Source organism: Pseudomonas vanderleydeniana (assembly GCF_014268755.2).
In the GTDB taxonomy this organism is placed as follows: domain Bacteria; phylum Pseudomonadota; class Gammaproteobacteria; order Pseudomonadales; family Pseudomonadaceae; genus Aquipseudomonas; species Aquipseudomonas vanderleydeniana.
Window position 1 is genome coordinate 2,293,655 of the sequence record NZ_CP077093.1, and the last position, 21,727, is coordinate 2,315,381.

Here is a 21,727-nt window from a genome sequence, read left to right on the forward strand (position 1 = left end):
CCCTGTGAACCTGCTGGAAATTCATGAGTTTCTCGGTTGCCGCACGCCGGATGCCTGGGTGCAGGCGGCGCTGGCCGACCAGGAAACCTTGCTGATCGACCACAAGAACTGCGAGTTCAAGGCGGCCAGCACGGCCCTGAGCCTGATCGCCAAGTATCACTCGCATGTCGACCTGATCAACATGATGTCGCGACTGGCGCGCGAGGAGCTGGTGCACCACGAGCAGGTGATGCGCCTGATGAAGCGCCGCCGGATCGATTTGCGCCAGCTGTCGGCCGGCCGCTATGCCTCGGGCTTGCGCAAGGTCGTGCGCAACCACGAGCCGGTCAAGCTGGTGGATACGCTGGTGGTCGGGGCCTTCATCGAGGCGCGTAGTTGCGAGCGTTTCGAAGCCCTGGTGCCGCATCTGGACGAGGAACTGGGCAAGTTCTACTTCGGCCTGCTCAAGAGCGAGGCGCGGCACTTCCAGGGCTACCTGAAGCTGGCCTATCAGTATGGGGACGCTGCGGATATCGCCAAGGTCATCGAGAAAGTCCGGGTGGTCGAGCAGGAATTGATCGAGTCACCGGACGTCGAGTTTCGCTTCCACAGCGGTATCCCGTGCTAGGCACGCACCAGTTTTTCCAGCGCCGCATCGGCCAGGAATGACGATCGGCTCTTGATCCGGTGGTCGCGGACGTAGCGGTCGATACGCTGGATCACGAAGCCGGGGAGTGTGACGTTGACCTTCTCGGTCTTGCCCAGATAGGGTGAGATGTCGATTTCCAGCATGCCCCAGCCCATGTCGGCGAATTCGGGGTTTTGCCTGTGGGTAAAGGATGATGACGGCATCGGTACCGGCTCACCGCTCGAGGCGATTTCCTCGAGCATGATGTGGGCGACCTCGATGGCTGCGTTGTAGGCTTCCTCGAAGGTATCTCCGGCGGTCACTGCGCCGGGAATGTCTGGAACCTGTATGCCGATCGCGGTGTTTTCATCACCCCATTCGATGGCGATGGGATATTGCATGATGTCCTCCTGGGTGAGCAGGTTCATAGCAAGCCCGCCCGTTTCCTTATGCTTCTGACGGTCCCGAGCGGCAGATCCTTTTTGGGATGTGGCACGGGAATCGAGTGAGGGCTGTTCTCATGTACGAAAACGTGATGGCTGCCTCTTATTCGTTGCAGCATCCAGCCCGCGGCTTCCAGTTCAGCAATCAAATCCCTGCTTTTCACCCTTGACTCCTTGATCAGGTCTGTCAAGGAAGCCTAGCTGTGCGTCTTATGAGACAGCGATTTTAAAGGTGTGTCTAGAGTTATCTTTGTAAGACTGCTGCCACTCGTCTTCCGACCGCAAAAAGTCCGGTTGTTGACCATCGTTCAGCACGCTTTCGTCTAAGCAGGTTGCCGCCTATTTCCATGAGCGGGTAGTCCACTCCTTCCGTCGGTTTATTGTAAAGCTTGCTAACAATTTTCTTTGACATTAACTGCCTAGGCAGTAATATCCCTACAACTCTCTGCCTAGGCAGCTTTCTGGTGACCCTATGAAGCATTTCCTTCCGGAAGATTTTCACAACTGCCATCTCGGCCTGCTCCTGGGGCGTGCGGCGTTGCTCAAGGACCGGATCATCGATACTCACATGGTTCCGTACGGGATCACTGCAGCGCAGTTCAAGGTGCTGATCATCATGGCCCAGTACGGCGTCGACACCCCGGCCGAACTGTGCCGCCACCTGTCGCTCGACAGCGGCTCGATGACACGCATGCTCGATCGCCTGGAGCAGAAGGAATTGCTCGGTCGCCAGCGCTCCGAGGGCGACCGGCGCCAGGTCCGCCTGGTGCTCACCGGGCAGGGCCAGGCCCTGGCTGATCGCCTGCCGCAGATCGGTGCCGATGCCATGAACGAACTGGCCGGTGCGATCACCGAGGACGAGTTGCAAACCCTGGAAGACATTCTCAAGAAGATTCTGCTGGCAGCCGGGGACTCGATCACCCAGTTGCGGCTGGGTGAAAAAAATGAACGGTAAAATCTTGCGCAGCGGTTTCAGTCTGGTGTTCCTGGCCATGGTCCTGGCGGGCTGTGCCAGTTACGAAGGGTTGTCGACATCCGCAGTCAGCCTGGATGCGAAACAGCTCAAGGCCGGGCAGTCGCTCAAGGGCATCCACCTGTCGCCAGCGGCCTGGCCGGCGAGCGACTGGTGGAAAAGCCTCGGTGATCCGCAGCTCGACGGGCTGATCCAGGAGGCCTTGCGCGACAGCCCGGACATGCAGGTCGCCAGTGCGCGCAGCCACCAGGCCGCCGCCGCGGCCTATGCCGCCGACGCCGCGCGCATGCCGACTCTCGATGCCAGTGGAGGTGTGACCCGTTCCCGCCTGCCGCGGGACCAGGATCCGAAGGGGCAGGGCGCCGCCTACGATACCGTGCGCAAGCTCGGCCTGAACTTCAACTACACCTTCGACCTCTGGGGCGGCCAGCGTGATGCCTGGGAAGCCGCATTGGGCCAGGCGCGGGCGGCCGAAGTCGACCAGCAGGCGGCACGCCTGACCCTGGCCGGCGATGTGGCACGGGCCTACAGCAACCTGGGCGAGGCGCATATCGTCTATGACCTGGCCAACGATGACCTCAAGCGCACCCGGCAGATGCTCGAGCTCGGCCAGCGCCGCCTGAGCGCCGGGATCGACAGCCACTACCAGTACCAGCAGACCGAAAGCCTGGCTGCCAGCTCCGAGGAGCAGGTGATCGATGCCCGCAAGAAGCTGCAGAGTGCCAAGGTTGCCCTGGCGGTCTTGCTGGGCAAGGGGCCGGATCGTGGCAACGAGCTGGCCCGGCCGAAAATCCTCCAGCCCGCCGTGGTCGCCCTGCCATCGAGCCTGCCGGCCGAGCTGCTGGGCCGGCGCCCTGATCTGGTGGCCGCGCGCTGGCGGGTCGAGGCTGCGAGCAAGGACATTGCCGCCGGCAAGACGCGTTTCTATCCGAATCTCAACCTGAGTGCCGCCGCTGGTACCGAATCCCTGCTGGGTGATGCCCTGTTCGGTTCGGCCAGTCGCTTCTTCAGCATCGCGCCGACCGTTTCGCTGCCGATCTTCGACGGCGGCCGCCTGCGTGCCGGGCTCGACGCCAGGGATGCCGACTACGACCTGGCAGTGGCGCAGTACAACAAGAGCCTGGTCAAGGCGCTGGGGGATGTCAGCGACACGATCCAGCAGTCGCGCGAGATCGCCCGGCAGATCGCTGTGCAGCAGCACGCCGCGGACATCGCCCAGCAGTCCTACGACACCGTGGTCCAGCGTTATGGCGCCGGCATCGGCAACTACCTGGACGTGTTGACCATCGAGCAGACCCTGCTGCAGGCCCAGCGCCAACTGGCGGAACTGAATGCCCAGCAGATCGACCTTTCCATTCAGCTGATGCAGGCGCTGGGCGGCGGATTCAACGCCCAGGACATCGCCCTGGGTGCTTCGGGCCCGGCCGCACAGACTCACTAATTCAAGGTACTTGTCATGGCTAACCCTGCCCAAAACAATTCCGCTGAGAACACCCCCGGCGCTGCCAACTCCGGTAAACGCAAGTTCATGCTCACGGCGCTCGCCCTGGTGGTCGCCGTCGGTGGCGCGGCGGTCTGGGGCTGGCACGAACTCTACGGGCGTTGGAGCGAAAGCACCGACGACGCCTACGTCAACGGCAACGTGGTGGAAATCACCCCGCTGGTGACCGGCACGGTGGTCAGCATCGGTGCCGACGATGGCGACCTGGTCCATGAGGGCCAGGTGCTGGTGAACTTCGACCCGAGCGACGCCGACGTCGGCCTGCAGAGTGCCGAGGCCAACCTGGCCAAGACCGTGCGCCAGGTGCGCGGCCTGTACAGCAATGTCGATGGCATGAAGGCCCAGGTCGTTGCGCAGAAGGCGGCCGTGCAGAAAGCCCAGGAAAACTTCACCCGCCGCAAGAATCTCGCCGCCAGCGGTGCCATCTCCCAGGAGGAGCTGTCCCACGCCCGTGACGACTTGACCTCGGCTGAAAGTGCCTTGAGCAACGCCCAGCAGCAGCTCAACAGCAGTAACGCGCTGGTCGATGACACGGTGGTGTCCAATCATCCCGACGTGAAGGCGGCGGCCGCCCAATTGCGCCAGGCCTATCTGGCCCACGCCCGTACCACCCTGATCGCACCGGTCACCGGTTATGTCGCCAAGCGCACCGTGCAGCTTGGCCAGCGGGTGCAGCCGGGTGCCGCGCTGATGGCGGTGATCCCGCTGGACCAGCTGTGGATCGATGCCAACTTCAAGGAAACCCAGCTGCGCCAGATGCGCATCGGCCAGGCGGTGGACATCGAGGCCGACCTGTACGGCAGCGACGTGAAGTACAGCGGCACCATCGACAGCCTCGGCGCCGGCACCGGCAGTGCCTTCGCCCTGTTGCCGGCACAGAACGCCACCGGCAACTGGATCAAGATCGTCCAGCGGGTGCCGGTACGCGTGCATATCAATGCCGAGGACCTGGTCAAGCATCCGCTGCGGGTCGGCCTGTCGACCCAGGTCGAAGTCGATCTGCATGACCAGAGCGGCCCGGTACTGGCCCAGCAGCCACCGCAGAAGGCTTCGTTCAGCACCAACGTCTACCAGCAGCAACTGGCTGACGCCGATGCGGTGATCAGTCGCCTGATCCACGAAAACAGCGCGACGGCGACCAAGACCGCGCAGCGCTGAGTCGCCAATCCCCCGCTGCGGCCCTGGTAGTCGCAGCGCCTGCCTCGTTCCAAAGGATTCGCGATGAGTTCGAACGCATCATTTTCCCCGCCCAGCCTGTTGCTCAGTACCATCGGCCTGTCGCTGGCGACCTTCATGCAGGTGCTCGACACCACCATCGCCAACGTGGCGCTGCCGACCATTTCCGGCAACCTGGGGGTGAGTTCGGAGCAGGGCACCTGGGTCATCACTTCCTTCGCCGTCAGCAATGCCATCGCGCTGCCGCTGACCGGTTGGCTGAGCCGGCGCTTCGGCGAGGTGAAGCTGTTCATCTGGGCCACGCTGCTGTTCGTGCTGGCCTCGTTTCTGTGCGGGATTTCCACCTCGATGCCCGAGCTGGTGGGCTTCCGGGTGCTCCAGGGGTTGGTGGCCGGACCCTTGTATCCGATGACCCAGACGCTGCTGATCGCCGTCTATCCGCCGGCGCGACGAGGCATGGCCCTGGCCCTGCTGGCGATGGTCACGGTGGTTGCACCGATTGCCGGGCCGATCCTCGGTGGCTGGATCACCGACAGCTACAGTTGGCCTTGGATCTTCTTCATCAACGTTCCGATCGGTATTTTCGCCGCGGCGGTGGTGCGCCAGCAGCTCAAGGCACGGCCGGTGGTGATCAGCCGGCAGCCGATGGACTATGTCGGCCTGCTGACCCTGATCATCGGGGTCGGTGCGTTGCAGGTGATTCTCGACAAGGGCAACGACCTGGACTGGTTCGAGTCGAACTTCATCATCATTGGTGCGGTGATTTCGGCCATCGCCCTGGCGGTGTTCGTCATCTGGGAAATGACTGACGAGCATCCGGTGGTCAACCTGCGGCTGTTCGCCTATCGCAACTTCCGTATCGGCACCATCGTGTTGATCCTCGGGTATGCCGGGTTCTTCGGGATCAACCTGATCCTGCCGCAGTGGCTGCAGACCCAGATGGGCTACACCGCGACCTGGGCGGGCCTGGCGGTGGCGCCGATCGGCATCCTGCCGGTGCTGATGTCGCCCTTCGTCGGCAAGTACGCCAACCGGGTCGACCTGCGCCTGCTGGCCGGACTGGCCTTCCTGGCGATCGGCCTGAGCTGTTTCATGCGCGCAGGCTTCACCAATGAGGTGGACTTCGAACACGTGGCGCTGGTGCAGTTGTTCATGGGGATCGGCGTGGCGCTGTTCTTCATGCCGACCTTGAGCATCCTGATGTCGGACCTGCCGCCGCAGCAGATCGCCGACGGTGCGGGCCTGGCAACCTTCCTGCGTACGCTGGGGGGCAGCTTTGCCGCATCACTGACCACCTGGATCTGGATTCGCCGGGCGGACCAGCATCACGCCTACCTGAGTGAAAGCATCACGCCGTTCGACCCGGCGACCCGCGAGGCGCTGAACCATCTCGGTGGGGCGGGCAGCCAGGCCTACAGCCAGCTGGATCAGATCCTCAGCAGCCAGGCCTACATGCTGTCGACCGTGGACTACTTTACGCTGCTCGGGTGGGGCTTCATGGGCTTGATGCTACTGGTGTGGCTGGCCAAGCCGCCGTTCGCGGCGAAGGCTGGGCCAGCGTCGGCCGGGCATTGATCCGAGTCGGGCCCATTCGCGGGCAAGCCCGGCTCCTACAGTTCAGCGTCGTTTGATGCATGGGTGTAAGACGTGAATCCGTAGGAGCCGGGCTTGCCCGCGAAGCTTTTCAATGAAGCAGCGGCAACGCCGGCGGAGGCGGAAACTCGAACTCGCCCAGGTGGAATCCCTGCTCATCCACCTGCAGCGCCCAGCCCTGGCGATCCCAGTCGCCCAGCACGATACGCTTCGCCGCCTGGGTGCCCAGTTGCAGCTTGTGGATCGCCGGCCTGTGGGTGTGGCCGTGGATCAGGGTATGTACGCCATACTGCTGCATGAGCCGCGGGACTTCTTCCGCGGTCACGTCCACGATGTCGTTGGCCTTCATGCGGGTCTGTGCCCGACTTTCACTGCGCAGCTTGCGCGCCAGCCTGTGCCGGGTACGCAGTGGCAGGTGCCGCAGGATGAACAGGGTGATGGGGTTGCGCAGGTAGCGACGCAGGCGCATGTAGGCCTCATCGCGGGTGCACAGGCTGTCGCCGTGCATCAGCAGCACCGGCTCGCCATTCATCTGTACCACGCTCGGGTCTTTGAGCAGCGTGGCCCCGGCGGCCTTGCAGAAGGCGCTGCCGAGCAGGAAGTCGCGGTTGCCGTGCATCAGGAAAATCGGGGTGCCGCCATCGCTGAGTTCGCGCAGTGCGCTACAGATCGAGCGTTGGAACGGGGTCATGGCATCGTCGCCAATCCAGGCCTCGAAGAAGTCGCCCAGGATGTACAACGCTTGTGCCGAACGGGCGCGTCCGGCGAGGAAATCCAGAAACGCCCGGGTGATGTCCGGGCGCTCCTCTTCCAGATGCAAGTCTGAAATCAGCAGTATCACTCAACGATCTCGGCTTTCTCGATGATCACGTCTTCTGCTGGGACGTCCTGGTGGCCGGCTTTCATGGTGGTGGCAACGCCCTTGATGCTGTCGACCACTTCGGTGCCGGCGATCACTTTGCCGAATACCGCGTAGCCCCAACCCTGGACGGTCTTGGCGCTGTGGTTGAGGAAGCTGTTGTCGGTGACGTTGATGAAGAACTGGGCGGAAGCCGAATGCGGCTCCATGGTACGGGCCATGGCGATGGTGTACTTGTCGTTCGACAGGCCGTTATCCGCCTCGTTCTGGATGCTTGGGCGCTTGTCTTTCTTTTCCTTCATGCCTGGCTCGAAACCGCCGCCCTGGATCATGAAGTTGCCGATGACGCGGTGGAACACGGTGTTGCTGTAATGGCCGGCCTTGACGTATTCAACGAAGTTGGCAACGGTCAGCGGGGCTTTCTCTGCGTTCAGCTCGAGAACGATCTCGCCGTGGTTGGTGGTCAGTTTGACTTGAGTCATGGTAGCTATCGCTCTGTTCAGGGAATTCGTGGAACTGTGGCTGGGCCCATCGCAAGGCTGCGCCACAACCTGGGCGGGGAGTTTAACGCGCTTGCGGGGCATTTCGAGGGTTTTTATAGCGCCAGTATTAAAAGCAGCGGTTTTCCGGCTAGCCCTGTCAGGGGCTTGACAGGTTCGGCTATGATAGGAGTTTTGATTGACCCGGCCTATCCGGGCCACGCACTTGTTACGTCCAAGGATCTTATGAGCAAGCCCACTGTCGACCCTACTTCGAACGCCAAGACCGGCCCGGCTGTCCCGGTCAACTTCCTGCGCCCGATCATTCAGGCCGACCTGGATTCGGGCAAGCACACCCAGATCGTCACCCGTTTTCCGCCTGAGCCCAATGGCTACCTGCACATTGGCCACGCCAAGTCGATCTGCGTGAACTTCGGCCTGGCCCAGGAGTTCGGTGGTGTCACGAACCTGCGTTTCGACGACACCAACCCGGCCAAGGAAGATCAGGAATACATCGACGCCATCGAGCGCGACGTCAAGTGGCTGGGCTTCCAGTGGGCTGGCGAGGTGCGCTATGCCTCGCAGTATTTTGACCAGTTGCACGACTGGGCGGTCGAACTGATCAAGGCCGGCAAGGCCTATGTCGACGACCTGACCCCCGAGCAGGCCAAGGAGTACCGTGGCAGCCTGACCGAGCCGGGCAAGAACAGTCCGTTCCGTGACCGTTCGGTAGAGGAAAACCTCGACTGGTTCGCCCGCATGAAGGCGGGCGAGTTCAAGGACGGTGAGCGCGTACTGCGGGCCAAGATCGACATGGCTTCGCCGAACATGAACCTGCGCGACCCGATCCTCTATCGTATTCGCCATGCCCACCACCACCAGACCGGTGACAAGTGGTGCATCTACCCGATCTACGACTTCACCCACGGCCAGTCGGATGCCATCGAGGGCATTACCCATTCGATCTGCACCCTGGAGTTCGAAAGCCATCGTCCGCTGTACGAGTGGTTCCTGGACAACCTGTCGGTACCGTGCAAGCCACGCCAGTACGAGTTCTCGCGGCTGAACCTGAACTACACCATCACCAGCAAGCGCAAGCTCAAGCAACTGGTGGACGAGAAGCACGTCAACGGCTGGGACGATCCGCGCATGTCGACCCTGTCGGGTTTCCGTCGCCGTGGCTACACGCCGAAGTCGATCCGCAATTTCTGCGAGATGGTCGGTACCAACCGTTCCGACGGCGTGGTGGATTTCGGCATGCTGGAGTTTAGCATCCGTGACGACCTCGACCAGAGTGCGCCACGCGCCATGTGCGTGCTGCGCCCGCTGAAGGTGGTGATCACCAACTATCCGGAAGGTCAGGTCGAGAATCTCGAACTGCCATGCCATCCGAAGGAAGACATGGGCGTGCGCCAGCTGCCGTTCGCCCGCGAGATCTACATCGATCGCGACGACTTCATGGAAGAGCCACCGAAGGGCTACAAGCGCCTGGAACCGGCCGGTGAAGTACGCCTGCGCGGCAGCTACGTGATTCGTGCCGACGAGGCAATCAAGGATGCCGACGGCAATATCGTCGAACTGCGCTGCTCCTACGATCCGGACACCCTGGGCAAGAACCCCGAGGGCCGCAAGGTCAAGGGCGTGATCCACTGGGTGCCGGCGGCTGCCAGCGTCGAGTGCGAAGTGCGCCTGTACGATCGCCTGTTCCGGTCGCCGAACCCGGAGAAGGCCGAAGACGGCGCCAGCTTCCTGGACAACATCAACCCTGACTCCCTGCAAGTGCTCACTGGTTGTCGTGCCGAACCTTCGTTGGGCAACGCACAGCCGGAGGACCGTTTCCAGTTCGAGCGCGAAGGCTACTTCTGCGCGGATATCAAGGACTCGAAACCAGGCGCCCCGGTATTCAACCGTACCGTGACCCTGCGCGACTCCTGGGGTCAGTGATTCAGTCAAGGAATTAACGTGCTAACGATCTACAACACGCTCACCAAGAGCAAAGAAGTCTTCAAGCCGCTCGATGGCAACAAGGTGCGCATGTACGTGTGCGGCATGACCGTGTACGACTTCTGCCACCTGGGCCATGGCCGCAGCATGGTCGCCTTCGACCTGGTGACCCGCTGGCTGCGTTTCAGTGGTTATGACCTGACCTATGTGCGCAACATCACCGACATCGACGACAAGATCATCAATCGGGCCAACGAAAACGGCGAGTCGTTCGAGGCGCTCACCGAGCGCATGATCGCGGCGATGCATGAGGACGAAGCCCGGCTGAACATCAGGAAGCCGGACATGGAGCCGCGTGCCACCGATCATATCGCTGGCATGCACGCGATGATCCAGACCCTGATCGACAAGGGCTACGCCTACGCGCCGGGTAACGGCGACGTGTACTACCGCGTCGGCAAGTTCATGGGCTACGGCAAGCTGTCGCGCAAGAAGATCGAGGACCTGCGCATCGGTGCACGGATCGAGGTCGACGAGTCCAAGCAGGATCCATTGGACTTCGTCCTGTGGAAGGCAGCCAAGCCGGGCGAGCCGAGCTGGGAGTCGCCATGGGGGGCGGGGCGTCCGGGCTGGCACATCGAATGCTCGGTGATGTCGACCTGCTGCCTGGGCGAGACCTTCGACATTCATGGCGGCGGCAGTGACCTGGAGTTCCCGCACCACGAGAACGAAATCGCCCAGAGCGAGGCGGCCACCGGCAAGACCTACGCCAATGCCTGGATGCACTGCGGCATGATCCGCATCAATGGCGAGAAGATGTCCAAGTCCCTGAACAACTTCTTCACCATTCGCGATGTGCTGGACAAGTACCATCCGGAAGTCGTGCGTTACCTGCTGGTGGCAAGCCACTACCGCAGCGCGATCAACTATTCGGAAGACAACCTCAAGGACGCCAAGGGCGCCCTGGAGCGTTTCTACCATGCGTTGAAAGGCCTGCCGAGCGTGCCGGCTGCCGGTGGCGAGGCGTTCGTCGAGCGTTTCACCCAGGCGATGAACGACGACTTCGGCACCCCCGAGGCTTGTGCGGTACTGTTCGAGATGGTGCGCGAGATCAACCGCCTGCGTGAGATCGATGTCGATGCGGCGGCAGGGTTGGCGGCGCGTCTCAAGCAGTTGGCCGATGTGTTGGGCGTGCTGCAGCTGGAGGCGGACGAGTTCCTGCAGGCGGGCGCCGAAGGGCGTGTCGATGCGGCGCAGGTCGAAGCGTTGATCCAGGCGCGCCTGGCGGCGCGGGCCAACAAGGACTGGGCTGAGTCCGACCGTATCCGCGACCAGATCACCGCCATGGGCGTGGTGCTGGAAGACGGCAAGGGCGGTACGACCTGGCGCCTGGCTGACTGAATCGTGCGCTGAATGAACGGAAACCCGCCTTGTGCGGGTTTTTGTTTGTGAGATTGGCGGTGTCCCCGTTCGCGGATAAATCCGGCTCCCACAGCCGTTGGCACCAGGCAGGTATTTTGTGTGCGCCGAAAGTCCGTGGGAGCCGGATTTATCCGCGAACAGGACGCCCACAAACAACAAAGGCACCCGAAGGTGCCTTTGTTTTTTACTGTTGTCACCGATCAGGCGTGCAGCGACTCAGCCGCATACAGGGTGTTTTCCAGCAGGCAGGCACGAGTCATCGGGCCGACACCACCTGGAACCGGCGTGATCCAGCCGGCGCGGGGCAGGGCGGTCTCGTAGACCACGTCGCCTACCAGTTTGCCGTCTTCCTGGCGGTTGATGCCCACGTCGATGACGATGGCGCCTTCCTTGACCCACTCGCCCTTGACCAGGCCCGGCTTGCCGGCGGCCACCACCAGCAGGTCGGCACGGCCGACGTGGCCGGCCAGGTCCTTGGTGAAGCGGTGGGTTACGGTGACGGTGCAGCCAGCCAGCAACAGTTCCATGGCCATCGGGCGGCCAACGATGTTGGAAGCGCCAACGATCACCGCATTCATGCCGTACAGGTCGGCACCGGTGCTTTCCAGCAGGGTCATGATGCCTTTCGGCGTGCACGGGCGCAGCAGCGGGATACGCTGGGCCAGGCGGCCGACGTTATAAGGATGGAAACCGTCCACATCCTTGTCCGGGCGAATGCGCTCCAGCAGCTTGGACGCATCCAGATGCTCCGGCAGTGGCAACTGAAGAAGGATGCCGTCGATGCTCGGGTCGTCATTCAGGCGGTCGATCAACTCGGTCAACGCCTCTTGCGTGGTGTCGCTGGGCAGGTCATAGGCTTGCGAAATGAAGCCGACCTCTTCGCAGTCCTTGCGCTTGTGCGAGACATATACCTGGGAGGCAGGATCGCTGCCGACCAGAATCACTGCGAGGCCTGGCGTACGCAGGCCCTGCTGGCGACGCTCGGCGACACGTTGAGCGATCTGCTGGCGCAGACGAGCGGCGATCGCCTTGCCGTCGATTAGTTGTGCAGTCATGACGCGTGATTAACCATCGAAAGGGGTGGAAAAAGAGCGCACATTCTCGCACGCCAGGGCGCGAGGGCAAAGGCGCTTGGTCTGGATATTCCCCTAACTCCTTTATATTTCTAAATTTTTTTCAAAAAAGAGTTGACGACCTTCCGACTCGTCTATAACATTCGTCGCACTTGTCGGGCACAGCCTAGCACTGGTTAAGAAGGTCGAGCTGAATGGGTGGATGTTACAGCCTAGCTCAGCGAGATTGAAGCTCTTAATTTGTAGTCATAATAGAGTACAGATTAAAAAGGCGCCCGTAGCTCAGCTGGATAGAGCATCCGCCTTCTAAGCGGATGGTCGCAGGTTCGAGTCCTGCCGGGTGCGCCATTTAGGCAGCTTTGGCACAAGTAACGCAATATGGTGGGCGTAGCTCAGTTGGTAGAGCACAGGATTGTGACTCCTGTTGTCGTGGGTTCGATCCCCATCGTCCACCCCATATTCGAATAAAGACGCCAGATTAATCATCTGGCGTCTTTGCTTTAACGGTTTGATCCGCGGACGTGGTGGAATTGGTAGACACACTGGATTTAGGTTCCAGCGCCGCGAGGCGTAAGAGTTCGAGTCTCTTCGTCCGCACCAAATTGGCTTCACATACAAAAGACGGCGCAGCACCTGAATAAGGGCTGCGCCGTTTTTGTTTCAGGGCTCGACGAGTTCGCTGCCGGGGTGTTGTGCCTGGTCGCGATCGTGTTGTTGCCGGATGGTGTCGGTTTACCTTCGGTCTGTTTGGCGGGCCGATAGCCAGGGTGCCGTCCAGCTCCCTGCTTCCCTCGGGAAAGCCGGGGCGACGGCTCTGGCACAAGTGATTGCGTGTTGTCGGAAAAGGATGCCAACAGCCTGTTCCGACGAATAATGACCGGCTGTTTCCTGCTCGTTTTCAGCGGGGTGACTTCTTGAGTATGACCCACTAGAATGCATGCCCTTGCTTCTGAGGTCGGAAACGGCCGGCTAACGTCTGTGCAACGAGGAATATCCATGCAAGTTTCTGTTGAAAATACATCGGCTCTTGAGCGCCGCATGAGCATCACCGTGCCAGCTGAGCGCATCGAGACCCAGGTCAACAAGCGTCTGCAGCAGACTGCCCAAAAGGCCAAGATTGCAGGCTTCCGTCCTGGCAAGGTGCCAATGAGCGTGATTCGTCAGCGTTTCGAAGCTGATGCCCGCCAGGAAGCGGTAGGTGACGTGATCCAGGCTTCCTTCTATGAAGCAGTGGTCGAGCAGAAGCTGAACCCTGCCGGTCAGCCTTCGGTCGAGCCGAAAGTGCTGGAGAAGGGCAAGGACCTGGAATACATCGCCACTTTCGAAGTGTTCCCCGAGTTCACCGTTGCCGGTTTCGACTCCATCGCCGTCGAGCGCCTGAGCGCCGAAGTGGCTGATGCCGACCTGGACAACATGCTGGAAATCCTGCGCAAGCAGAACACCCGTTTCGAAGTGGCCGAGCGTGCCGCCCAGAACGAAGACCAGCTGAACATCGATTTTGTGGGCAAGGTCGACGGCGAGGCATTCGCTGGCGGTTCCGCCAAGGGTACCCAGCTGGTGCTGGGTTCCAACCGCATGATCCCTGGCTTCGAAGACGGCCTGGTGGGTGCAAAGGCTGGTGAAGAGCGCGTTCTGAACCTGACCTTCCCAGAGGACTACCAGAACCTGGACCTGGCTGGCAAAACCGCCGAGTTCACCGTCACCGTGAACACTGTTTCCGCGCCAACCCTGCCTGAGCTGAACGAAGCCTTCTTCGCACAGTTCGGTATCAAGGAAAGCGGCCTGGACGGCTTCCGCACCGAAGTTCGCAAGAACATGGAGCGCGAACTGCGTCAGGCCATCAAGTCCAAGGTCAAGAACCAGGTAATGGACGGCCTGCTGGCTGCCAACCCGATCGAAGTGCCAAAGGCCCTGCTGGTGAACGAAGTGAACCGTCTGCGCGTGCAGGCTGTCCAGCAGTTCGGCGGCAACATCAAGCCTGACCAACTGCCGGCCGAGCTGTTCGAAGAACAAGCCAAGCGTCGCGTAGTTCTGGGTCTGATCGTGGCTGAAGTGGTCAAGCAATTCGACCTCAAGCCTGATGAAGACCGTGTTCGCGAACTGATCCAGGAAATGGCGTCGGCCTACCAGGAACCAGAGCAAGTTGTATCCTGGTACTACAAGAACGACCAGCAACTGAACGAAGTTCGTTCGGTTGTGCTGGAAGAACAAGTTGTGGATACTGTTCTGCAGAAGGCGAAAGTGACCGATAAATCGGTCTCCTACGAAGAAGCAGTCAAGCCGGCGGAAGCTCCACAAGCCGACTGATTTTCTGACTCGTTGGAAAATACACACCATAAGCCAGCCTCGAGCTGGCTTATGCGTATTCAAGACATGACTATTTGGGTGCAGAGCATGTTCCGTAATTCTTATATTCAGCAGAACTCTGATATCCAGGCCGCTGGCGGCCTGGTCCCGATGGTTGTCGAGCAGTCCGCTCGCGGCGAGCGCGCCTATGACATCTACTCGCGTCTGCTCAAGGAGCGAGTGATCTTCCTGGTGGGCCCTGTAGAGGACTACATGGCCAACCTGATCTGTGCGCAACTGCTGTTCCTTGAAGCGGAAAATCCGGACAAGGACATCCATCTGTACATCAACTCCCCGGGTGGTTCGGTCACTGCGGGCATGTCGATCTACGACACCATGCAGTTCATCAAGCCGAACGTGTCGACCACCTGTATCGGCCAGGCCTGCAGCATGGGCGCATTCCTGCTGACCGCAGGTGCCGAGGGCAAGCGTTTCTGCCTGCCGAACTCGCGCGTGATGATTCACCAGCCACTGGGCGGTTTCCAGGGTCAGGCTTCGGACATCGAAATCCACGCCAAGGAAATCCTGTTCATCCGCGAGCGCCTCAACACGCTGATGGCCAAGCACAGTGGGCGTACCCTTGAAGAGATCGAGCGCGACACCAACCGCGACAACTTCATGAGCGCAACCGCTGCACGTGACTACGGCCTGATCGACGAAGTGATCGAAAAGCGCCCTGCGTGAAATAAGCGGCACAAAATAGGGGTGGTCGGCCGGTCCGATCACCTGCGGGCTTGAAAAAGCCTGCAATAGCCTTCATCTTGTGTTGCAAGCCTATCGGATTTGGATCGAACGAATGACTGACACCCGCAACGGCGAGGACAACGGCAAGCTGCTTTATTGCTCCTTCTGTGGCAAAAGCCAGCATGAAGTGCGCAAATTGATTGCCGGCCCCTCCGTCTTTATCTGCGACGAGTGCGTCGACCTGTGCAATGACATCATCCGTGAGGAGGTGCAGGAAGCACAGGCCGAGAGCAGCGCGCATAAATTGCCTTCGCCTAAAGAAATCAGCGGCATCCTTGACCAGTACGTCATTGGTCAGGAGCGTGCCAAGAAGGTTCTGGCCGTAGCGGTATACAACCACTACAAGCGCCTGAATCAGCGCGACAAGAAAAGCGACGACGTCGAACTCGGCAAGAGCAACATCCTGCTGATCGGCCCGACCGGCTCGGGCAAGACCCTGCTGGCCGAAACCCTCGCACGCCTGCTGAATGTGCCGTTCACCATCGCTGACGCAACCACCCTCACCGAGGCCGGTTACGTGGGCGAGGACGTGGAGAACATCATTCAGAAGCTGCTGCAGAAATGCGATTACGATGTGGAAAAGGCCCAGATGGGCATTGTCTACATCGACGAAATCGACAAGATTTCCCGCAAGTCCGACAACCCTTCGATCACTCGCGACGTGTCTGGCGAAGGCGTACAGCAGGCCTTGCTGAAACTGATCGAAGGCACGGTCGCTTCCGTTCCGCCGCAGGGCGGTCGCAAGCACCCGCAGCAGGAATTCCTGCAGGTCGACACCCGTAACATCCTGTTCATCTGTGGTGGTGCGTTCTCCGGCCTGGAAAAGGTCATCCAGAACCGTTCCACCAAGGGCGGCATTGGCTTCAGCGCCGAGGTCCGCAGCAAGGAAGAGGGCAAGAAGGTTGGCGAGTCCCTGCGTGAAGTCGAGCCGGACGACCTGGTCAAGTTTGGCCTGATCCCCGAGTTCGTGGGCCGTCTGCCAGTGCTGGCGACCCTGGACGAGCTGGATGAGGCTGCGCTGATGCAGATCCTCACCGAGCCGAAGAACGCCTTGACCAAGCAGTACGCCAAGCTGTTCGAAATGGAAGGCGTTGACCTGGAGTTCCGTGCCGATGCACTGAAGTCCGTGGCCCGACGTGCCCTGGAGCGCAAGACCGGCGCCCGTGGCCTGCGTTCCATCCTCGAGGGCATTCTGCTCGACACCATGTACGAAATCCCGTCGCAGTCCGACGTGAGTAAAGTGGTGATCGACGAAAGCGTCATAGAAGGCAAGTCCCAGCCGCTGTATATCTATGAAAACAGCGAGCCGACCGCCAAGGCGGCACCTGACGCGTAAGCGGTGGCGTGCGTGACCTGAAAGGGGGCCTTGGGGCCCCCTTTTGCTTTTCCGGCTTTTGCTGTCTTTGCGAAGAAAGGGTGCTTGTTTTTTTCCCGGGCAACCCCCATCTTGGACCCAAGCTTACTTTCCACCTTCCGGCCTCAGGGCCGCCGTAGAGGCGAAATCATGAAGACAACCATCGAATTGCCTCTCCTGCCATTGCGTGATGTCGTGGTGTATCCGCACATGGTTATCCCGCTGTTCGTGGGGCGCGAGAAGTCTATCGAAGCCCTCGAGGCCGCGATGACGGGTGACAAGCAGATCCTGCTGCTGGCCCAGCGTAATCCTGCCGATGATGACCCGGGCGAAGATGCGCTGTATCGGGTCGGCACCGTGGCGACTGTGCTGCAACTGCTCAAGCTGCCTGATGGCACCGTCAAGGTGCTGGTCGAGGGCGAGCAGCGCGGTACCGTCGAACAATTCAGCGAAGTCGACGGCCATTGCCGTGCGCAAGTGGCGCTGATCGAGGAAACCGAGGCGCCGGATCGCGAATCCGAAGTGTTCGTGCGCAGCCTGCTGTCGCAGTTCGAACAATATGTGCAACTGGGCAAGAAGGTACCGGCCGAAGTCCTGTCCTCGCTCAACAGCATCGATGAGCCAAGCCGCCTGGTCGATACCATGGCCGCGCACATGGCCCTGAAAATCGAGCAGAAGCAGGAAATTCTCGAGATCATCGAGCTGCCGGCCCGCGTCGAGCACGTACTGGCGCTGCTGGATGCCGAAATCGACCTGCTGCAGGTCGAGAAACGCATCCGTGGGCGCGTCAAGAAACAGATGGAGCGCAGCCAGCGCGAGTACTACCTGAATGAGCAGATGAAGGCCATTCAGAAGGAACTGGGCGATGGCGACGAGGGCCACAACGAAATCGAGGAGCTGAAAAAGCGCATCGATGACGCCGGCCTGCCCAAGGACGCCCTGGCCAAGGCCCAGGCCGAGCTGAACAAGCTCAAGCAGATGTCGCCGATGTCGGCTGAAGCCACTGTGGTGCGCTCCTATCTCGACTGGCTGGTGCAGGTACCGTGGAAGGCCCAGAGCAAGGTACGCCTGGACCTCAAGCGTGCCGAGGACATCCTCGATGCCGACCACTATGGCCTGGACGAGGTCAAGGAGCGGATCCTCGAGTATCTCGCCGTACAGAAGCGCGTGAAGAAAATTCGCGGGCCGGTGCTGTGCCTGGTCGGTCCTCCCGGGGTCGGGAAGACCTCCCTGGCCGAGTCGATCGCCAACGCGACCAACCGCAAGTTCGTCCGCATGGCCCTCGGTGGCGTGCGTGATGAAGCGGAAATCCGTGGTCATCGCCGGACCTACATCGGTTCGATGCCAGGAAGATTGATACAAAAAATGACCAAGGTGGGTGTACGCAACCCGCTGTTCCTGCTCGATGAAATCGACAAGATGGGCAGCGACATGCGCGGCGACCCGGCCTCGGCGCTGCTGGAGGTCCTGGACCCCGAGCAGAACCACAATTTCAACGACCATTACCTGGAAGTCGACTACGACCTGTCCGATGTAATGTTCCTGTGCACCTCCAACTCGATGAACATCCCGCCGGCGCTGCTGGACCGGATGGAAGTGATCCGCCTGCCGGGTTACACCGAGGACGAGAAGATCAACATCGCGACCAAGTACCTGTCGCCCAAGCAGATCCAGGCCAACGGCCTGAAGAAGGGCGAGCTGGAGTTCGAAGAGGACGCGATCCGCGACATCATCCGCTACTACACCCGCGAAGCCGGGGTGCGGGGCCTGGAGCGGCAGATCGCCAAGGTCTGCCGCAAGGCGGTGAAAGAGCATGCCGTGGAAAAACGCTTCTCGGTGAAGGTCACTTCCGACCTGCTGGAGCACTTCCTGGGCGTGCGCAAGTTCCGCTACGGCCTGGCCGAGCAGCAGGACCAGGTAGGGCAGGTGACCGGCCTGGCCTGGACCCAGGTCGGTGGCGAGTTGCTGACCATCGAAGCCGCCGTGGTGCCGGGCAAGGGTCAACTGATCAAGACCGGTTCGCTGGGCGACGTGATGGTCGAGTCGATCACCGCGGCCCAGACCGTGGTGCGCAGCCGGGCGAAGAGCCTGGGTATCCCGCTGGACTTCCATGAGAAGCGCGACACTCACATCCACATGCCGGAAGGGGCTACGCCGAAGGACGGTCCAAGCGCTGGTGTAGGAATGTGTACAGCATTGGTGTCGGCTCTGACCGGCATTCCTGTGCGTGCGGATGTCGCCATGACCGGCGAAATCACCCTGCGCGGCCAGGTGCTGGCGATTGGTGGCCTGAAGGAAAAATTGTTGGCCGCTCATCGTGGTGGGATCAAGACCGTGATCATTCCAGAAGAGAACGTGCGTGATCTGAAGGAAATTCCTGACAATATTAAGCAGGATCTTCAGATTAAACCGGTTAAATGGATTGACGAAGTCCTGCAAATTGCGCTGCAATACGCCCCGGAGCCCTTGCCAGATGTGGTTCCGGAGATCGTCGCGAAGGATGAGAAACGCGATTCGGATTCCAAGGAAAGAATCAGTACCCATTAGTAGAGATCTTGCCTGGGGGGCTTCCTTGACAGCTTTTTAGAGCCCTTGTTATAAAGCGGCTCTTATAAGTGGCTGTAGGCCATTCAGCACCTGTTTTAGCTTTCACCAAAAACTTAGAAACATACTCAATAGATATAAGGGGACTTAGAGTGAACAAGTCGGAACTGATTGATGCTATCGCCGCATCTGCTGATATCCCGAAAGCCGCTGCTGGCCGTGCGCTGGACGCAGTAATCGAATCCGTCACTGGCGCTCTGAAGGCTGGCGACTCCGTTGTACTGGTTGGCTTCGGCACTTTCTCCGTGACCGATCGTCCTGCTCGCACTGGTCGTAACCCACAGACTGGTAAGACGCTGGAAATCCCGGCTGCCAAGAAGCCAGGTTTCAAAGCCGGTAAGGCACTGAAAGAAGCGGTCAACTGAGTTTCTTCAAAGCCTTTGCCTACCCAGGTCGGGCTCGCTCCTGACCTGGCAGCGGAGCGGTAAAGCGGTTGGCCGTGCCCACCAGGGCTGCTGACCTGTCATGCCGAGAGTCGAATGATCGATCCTCGTCCGCTCCGCCAGTTACGAGAAGGCGCATCCTCGGATGCGCCTTTCTTCTATCCGGACTCTACCCACGCTCCACGGTTGTCCATTCTTGAGGTTCAACCGTTTCTGGGGGACGCATGCTGCAAAATATCAGGGACAATTCACAAGGCTGGATTGCCAAGACCATCATCGGGACCATCGTTCTACTGATGGCTCTGACCGGTTTCGACGCCATTTTCCGGGCCACCTCCACCAGTCAGGATGCGGCCAAGGTCAATGGTGAGGAAATCACCCAGAATGAGCTGAGCCAGGCGGTCGACATGCAACGTCGCCAACTGATGCAGCAACTGGGCAAGGATTTCGACCCCTCGCTGCTGGACGAAAAAATGCTTCGCGAGTCGGCTCTGAAGGGGCTGATCGATCGCAAGCTGCTGCTGCAGGGCGCCGAGAAATCGAAGTTCGCCTTCTCCGAGGCGGCGCTGGACCAGGTGATCCTGCTGACCCCTGAATTCCAGGTGGATGGCAAATTCAGTTCCGACCGTTTCGACCAGGTGATTCGCCAACTGGGCTACAGCCGCATGCAGTTCCGCCAGATGCTGGCCCAGGAAATGCTGATCGGCCAGGTGCGCGCCGGCTTGGCGGGCAGTGGTTTCGTGACTGACAGCCAGGTGCAGGCCTTTGCCCGCCTGGAGAAGCAGACCCGCGATTTCTCCTCCCTGACCGTCAAGAGCGACCCGGCTGCCGTCAAGCTGGCCGATGACGAGGTCAAGGCCTACTACGACAAGCACGCCAAGGAGTTCATGACGCCGGACCAGGTGGTCGTGGATTACCTGGAGCTGAAGAAGTCTTCCTTCTTCGACCAGGTCAGCGTCAAGGACGAAGACCTGCAGGCCCTGTACAAGAAGGAAACGTCCAACCTGGCCGAACAGCGCCGGGCGGCGCACATCCTGATCGAGGTGAACGACAAGGTCACCGATGCCCAGGCCAAGGCGAAGATCGAAGAGATCCAGCAGCGTGTGGCCAAGGGTGAGGACTTCGCGGCTCTAGCCAAGCAGTTCTCCCAGGACCCGGGTTCGGCCAACAATGGCGGCGACCTCGGTTTCGCTGGTCCTGATGTCTACGATCCGGCTTTCGAGAAGGCGCTGTATGCCCTGAACAAGGGTCAGGTCTCGGCTCCGGTGCGCAGCGAATTCGGCTACCACCTGATCAAGCTGCTGGGCGTTGAGGCACCTGAGGTGCCCACCTTCGCCAGCCTCAAGGACAAGCTGACCCGCGAGCTGAAAGCCCAGCAGGTCGAGCAGCGTTTCGTCGAGGCGACCAAGCAGCTCGAGGACTCCTCGTTCGAAGCTTCCGACCTGGCCCAGCCGGCCCAGGACCTGAACCTGAAGGTGCAGACCACCGCACCGTTCGGTCGTGAAGGCGGTGAAGGCATCGCGGCCAACCGTGCCGTGGTGACTGCTGCGTTCAGTCCTGAAGTGCTGGACGAAGGGGCCAACAGCAGCGCCATCGACCTGGATCCGGACACCGTCATCGTCCTGCGCGCCAAGGAGCACCGCAAGCCGGAGCAACTGCCGCTGGAAAGCGTCGATGCGGCCATCCGCAAGCAATTGACCAAGGAGCACGCTACCGCGGCTGCGAAGGTCAAGGCTGATGAGCTGATCGCCAGCCTGCGTGAAGGCAAGGCCCTGCCGGCCGGCCAGTCCTGGAAGGTCCAGGAAGCGGCCACCCGTGCCCAGGAAGGCGTCGATCCGGCCGTGCTGCAGGCGCTGTTCCGCATGCCCAAGCCTGTAGCCAAGGACAAGCCGACCTTCGACACCGTGACCCTGGCCGATGGCAACCTGGTCATCGTGCGCCTGAACGGCGTCAACGAAGGTGCTGCACCGACCGACCAGGAGAAGGCGTCGTACCGTCGCTTCCTCGCTTCGCGCAGTGGCCAGCAGGACTTCGCCGCGTATCGCAAGCAGTTGGAAAGCGAAGCGGAAATCAAGCGCTTCTGAAGTCGCTGATACCGTTCTGCAAACAGGAAGGCCGCTCAATCGAGCGGCCTTTTTACTTCTGTCGATCCAGAGGTTGTGCTGAGGCGATCGATCCCTTCGCGGGCAAGCCCTGCTCCTACAGATTTTGCCGTGTATCAATATC

18 protein-coding genes and 3 tRNA genes are annotated in these 21,727 nt (G+C 60.6%); 16 read left to right on the forward strand and 5 right to left on the reverse strand.

Annotated features, from left to right (window positions below; translation table 11 throughout):
* Window positions 1–4: 4 nt before the first annotated feature.
* Window positions 5–607 (forward strand): MiaE family protein, encoded by a 603-nt coding sequence (locus HU752_RS10330; protein ID WP_186681748.1) that lies wholly within the window; start codon window positions 5–7, stop codon window positions 605–607.
* On the opposite strand, the gene HU752_RS10335 is transcribed toward HU752_RS10330, so the two are convergent.
* Together HU752_RS10335 and HU752_RS10340 are read right to left on the reverse strand one after the other, a co-directional pair.
* Window positions 604–1,008: a type II toxin-antitoxin system HicB family antitoxin gene (locus HU752_RS10335; protein WP_026145577.1), complete on the reverse strand. Its 405-nt coding sequence runs from the start codon at window positions 1,006–1,008 to the stop codon at window positions 604–606. The two genes, HU752_RS10330 and HU752_RS10335, sit on opposite strands and share 4 nt — an antisense overlap.
* 23 nt (window positions 1,009–1,031) lie before the next feature.
* Complete coding sequence (locus HU752_RS10340) at window positions 1,032–1,214, reverse strand: type II toxin-antitoxin system HicA family toxin (RefSeq protein ID WP_017906656.1); 183 nt, start codon at window positions 1,212–1,214, stop codon at window positions 1,032–1,034.
* Window positions 1,215–1,522: 308 nt separating this feature from the next.
* Between HU752_RS10340 and HU752_RS10345 the strand changes: the two genes are divergently transcribed.
* The 4 genes from HU752_RS10345 to HU752_RS10360 all read left to right on the forward strand — a co-directional run bounded on the left by HU752_RS10345 (window position 1,523) and on the right by HU752_RS10360 (window position 6,275).
* Window positions 1,523–2,005, forward strand: coding sequence for a MarR family winged helix-turn-helix transcriptional regulator (locus HU752_RS10345; RefSeq protein WP_186681746.1), 483 nt, complete (start codon window positions 1,523–1,525; stop codon window positions 2,003–2,005).
* Window positions 1,995–3,464: an efflux transporter outer membrane subunit gene (locus HU752_RS10350; RefSeq protein ID WP_186681744.1), complete on the forward strand. Its 1,470-nt coding sequence runs from the start codon at window positions 1,995–1,997 to the stop codon at window positions 3,462–3,464. The genes HU752_RS10345 and HU752_RS10350 overlap by 11 nt, the downstream gene beginning before the upstream one ends.
* A 15-nt stretch (window positions 3,465–3,479) precedes the next feature.
* Window positions 3,480–4,682, forward strand: a complete 1,203-nt coding sequence (locus tag HU752_RS10355) for an HlyD family secretion protein (protein ID WP_186681742.1) — start codon at window positions 3,480–3,482, stop codon at window positions 4,680–4,682.
* A 63-nt stretch (window positions 4,683–4,745) separates the two neighbouring features.
* Window positions 4,746–6,275, forward strand: coding sequence for a DHA2 family efflux MFS transporter permease subunit (locus tag HU752_RS10360; protein ID WP_186681740.1), 1,530 nt, complete (start codon window positions 4,746–4,748; stop codon window positions 6,273–6,275).
* 109 nt (window positions 6,276–6,384) lie between these two features.
* On the opposite strand, the gene lpxH is transcribed toward HU752_RS10360, so the two are convergent.
* Both lpxH and HU752_RS10370 read right to left on the reverse strand, forming a co-directional pair.
* Window positions 6,385–7,134 (reverse strand): UDP-2,3-diacylglucosamine diphosphatase, encoded by a 750-nt coding sequence (gene lpxH, locus HU752_RS10365; RefSeq protein ID WP_186681738.1) that lies wholly within the window; start codon window positions 7,132–7,134, stop codon window positions 6,385–6,387.
* Window positions 7,131–7,634: a peptidylprolyl isomerase gene (locus HU752_RS10370; protein ID WP_017906650.1), complete on the reverse strand. Its 504-nt coding sequence runs from the start codon at window positions 7,632–7,634 to the stop codon at window positions 7,131–7,133. The genes lpxH and HU752_RS10370 overlap by 4 nt, the downstream gene beginning before the upstream one ends.
* 243 nt (window positions 7,635–7,877) lie before the next feature.
* On the opposite strand from HU752_RS10370, the gene HU752_RS10375 reads away from it, so the two are divergent.
* Both HU752_RS10375 and cysS read left to right on the forward strand, forming a co-directional pair.
* A complete protein-coding gene (locus tag HU752_RS10375; RefSeq protein ID WP_186681737.1) occupies window positions 7,878–9,575 on the forward strand; it encodes a glutamine--tRNA ligase/YqeY domain fusion protein in 1,698 nt (565 codons plus the stop codon).
* Between the two features lie 18 nt (window positions 9,576–9,593).
* A complete protein-coding gene (gene cysS, locus HU752_RS10380; protein ID WP_186681735.1) occupies window positions 9,594–10,976 on the forward strand; it encodes a cysteine--tRNA ligase in 1,383 nt (460 codons plus the stop codon).
* A 221-nt stretch (window positions 10,977–11,197) separates the two neighbouring features.
* Here cysS and folD read toward each other — a convergent pair whose 3' ends face one another.
* Entirely contained in the window at window positions 11,198–12,052 is an 855-nt protein-coding gene (gene folD / locus HU752_RS10385; protein ID WP_186681733.1) for a bifunctional methylenetetrahydrofolate dehydrogenase/methenyltetrahydrofolate cyclohydrolase FolD, read from the reverse strand.
* Between the two features lie 289 nt (window positions 12,053–12,341).
* On the opposite strand from folD, the gene HU752_RS10390 reads away from it, so the two are divergent.
* The 9 genes from HU752_RS10390 (at window position 12,342) to HU752_RS10430 (ending at window position 21,585) form a co-directional block, all read left to right on the forward strand.
* Window positions 12,342–12,418, forward strand: a tRNA-Arg gene (locus HU752_RS10390).
* A gap of 33 nt (window positions 12,419–12,451) precedes the next feature.
* Window positions 12,452–12,527: transfer RNA gene (locus HU752_RS10395), tRNA-His, on the forward strand.
* Between the two features lie 58 nt (window positions 12,528–12,585).
* Window positions 12,586–12,670, forward strand: a tRNA-Leu gene (locus tag HU752_RS10400).
* 396 nt (window positions 12,671–13,066) lie between these two features.
* The gene (gene tig / locus HU752_RS10405) at window positions 13,067–14,377 is read left to right on the forward strand and encodes a trigger factor (protein ID WP_186681732.1); all 1,311 of its coding nucleotides are present in this window, start codon (window positions 13,067–13,069) and stop codon (window positions 14,375–14,377) included.
* An 87-nt stretch (window positions 14,378–14,464) separates the two neighbouring features.
* The gene (clpP, locus tag HU752_RS10410) at window positions 14,465–15,100 is read left to right on the forward strand and encodes an ATP-dependent Clp endopeptidase proteolytic subunit ClpP (protein ID WP_186681730.1); all 636 of its coding nucleotides are present in this window, start codon (window positions 14,465–14,467) and stop codon (window positions 15,098–15,100) included.
* 112 nt (window positions 15,101–15,212) lie between these two features.
* A complete protein-coding gene (gene clpX, locus HU752_RS10415; protein ID WP_017906644.1) occupies window positions 15,213–16,496 on the forward strand; it encodes an ATP-dependent Clp protease ATP-binding subunit ClpX in 1,284 nt (427 codons plus the stop codon).
* A 168-nt stretch (window positions 16,497–16,664) separates the two neighbouring features.
* Window positions 16,665–19,061, forward strand: a complete 2,397-nt coding sequence (gene lon / locus HU752_RS10420; protein WP_186681728.1) for an endopeptidase La — start codon at window positions 16,665–16,667, stop codon at window positions 19,059–19,061.
* A gap of 149 nt (window positions 19,062–19,210) precedes the next feature.
* The gene (locus HU752_RS10425; RefSeq protein ID WP_003183171.1) at window positions 19,211–19,483 is read left to right on the forward strand and encodes an HU family DNA-binding protein; all 273 of its coding nucleotides are present in this window, start codon (window positions 19,211–19,213) and stop codon (window positions 19,481–19,483) included.
* A 242-nt stretch (window positions 19,484–19,725) separates the two neighbouring features.
* Window positions 19,726–21,585, forward strand: coding sequence for a SurA N-terminal domain-containing protein (locus HU752_RS10430; protein ID WP_186681726.1), 1,860 nt, complete (start codon window positions 19,726–19,728; stop codon window positions 21,583–21,585).
* Window positions 21,586–21,727 lie beyond the last annotated feature (142 nt).

Bases quoted from the DNA above. Each gene is read 5' to 3' on its own strand.
- HU752_RS10335 (WP_026145577.1), bottom strand. From the start codon at position 1,008: ATGCAATATCCCATCGCCATCGAATGGGGTGATGAAAACACCGCGATC.
- HU752_RS10345 (WP_186681746.1), top strand. From the start codon at position 1,523: ATGAAGCATTTCCTTCCGGAAGATTTTCACAACTGCCATCTCGGCCTG.
- HU752_RS10350 (WP_186681744.1), top strand. From the start codon at position 1,995: ATGAACGGTAAAATCTTGCGCAGCGGTTTCAGTCTGGTGTTCCTGGCC.
- HU752_RS10355 (WP_186681742.1), top strand. From the start codon at position 3,480: ATGGCTAACCCTGCCCAAAACAATTCCGCTGAGAACACCCCCGGCGCT.
- HU752_RS10360 (WP_186681740.1), top strand. From the start codon at position 4,746: ATGAGTTCGAACGCATCATTTTCCCCGCCCAGCCTGTTGCTCAGTACC.
- HU752_RS10370 (WP_017906650.1), bottom strand. From the start codon at position 7,634: ATGACTCAAGTCAAACTGACCACCAACCACGGCGAGATCGTTCTCGAG.
- HU752_RS10375 (WP_186681737.1), top strand. From the start codon at position 7,878: ATGAGCAAGCCCACTGTCGACCCTACTTCGAACGCCAAGACCGGCCCG.
- folD (WP_186681733.1), bottom strand. From the start codon at position 12,052: ATGACTGCACAACTAATCGACGGCAAGGCGATCGCCGCTCGTCTGCGC.
- tig (WP_186681732.1), top strand. From the start codon at position 13,067: ATGCAAGTTTCTGTTGAAAATACATCGGCTCTTGAGCGCCGCATGAGC.
- clpP (WP_186681730.1), top strand. From the start codon at position 14,465: ATGTTCCGTAATTCTTATATTCAGCAGAACTCTGATATCCAGGCCGCT.
- clpX (WP_017906644.1), top strand. From the start codon at position 15,213: ATGACTGACACCCGCAACGGCGAGGACAACGGCAAGCTGCTTTATTGC.
- lon (WP_186681728.1), top strand. From the start codon at position 16,665: ATGAAGACAACCATCGAATTGCCTCTCCTGCCATTGCGTGATGTCGTG.
- HU752_RS10430 (WP_186681726.1), top strand. From the start codon at position 19,726: ATGCTGCAAAATATCAGGGACAATTCACAAGGCTGGATTGCCAAGACC.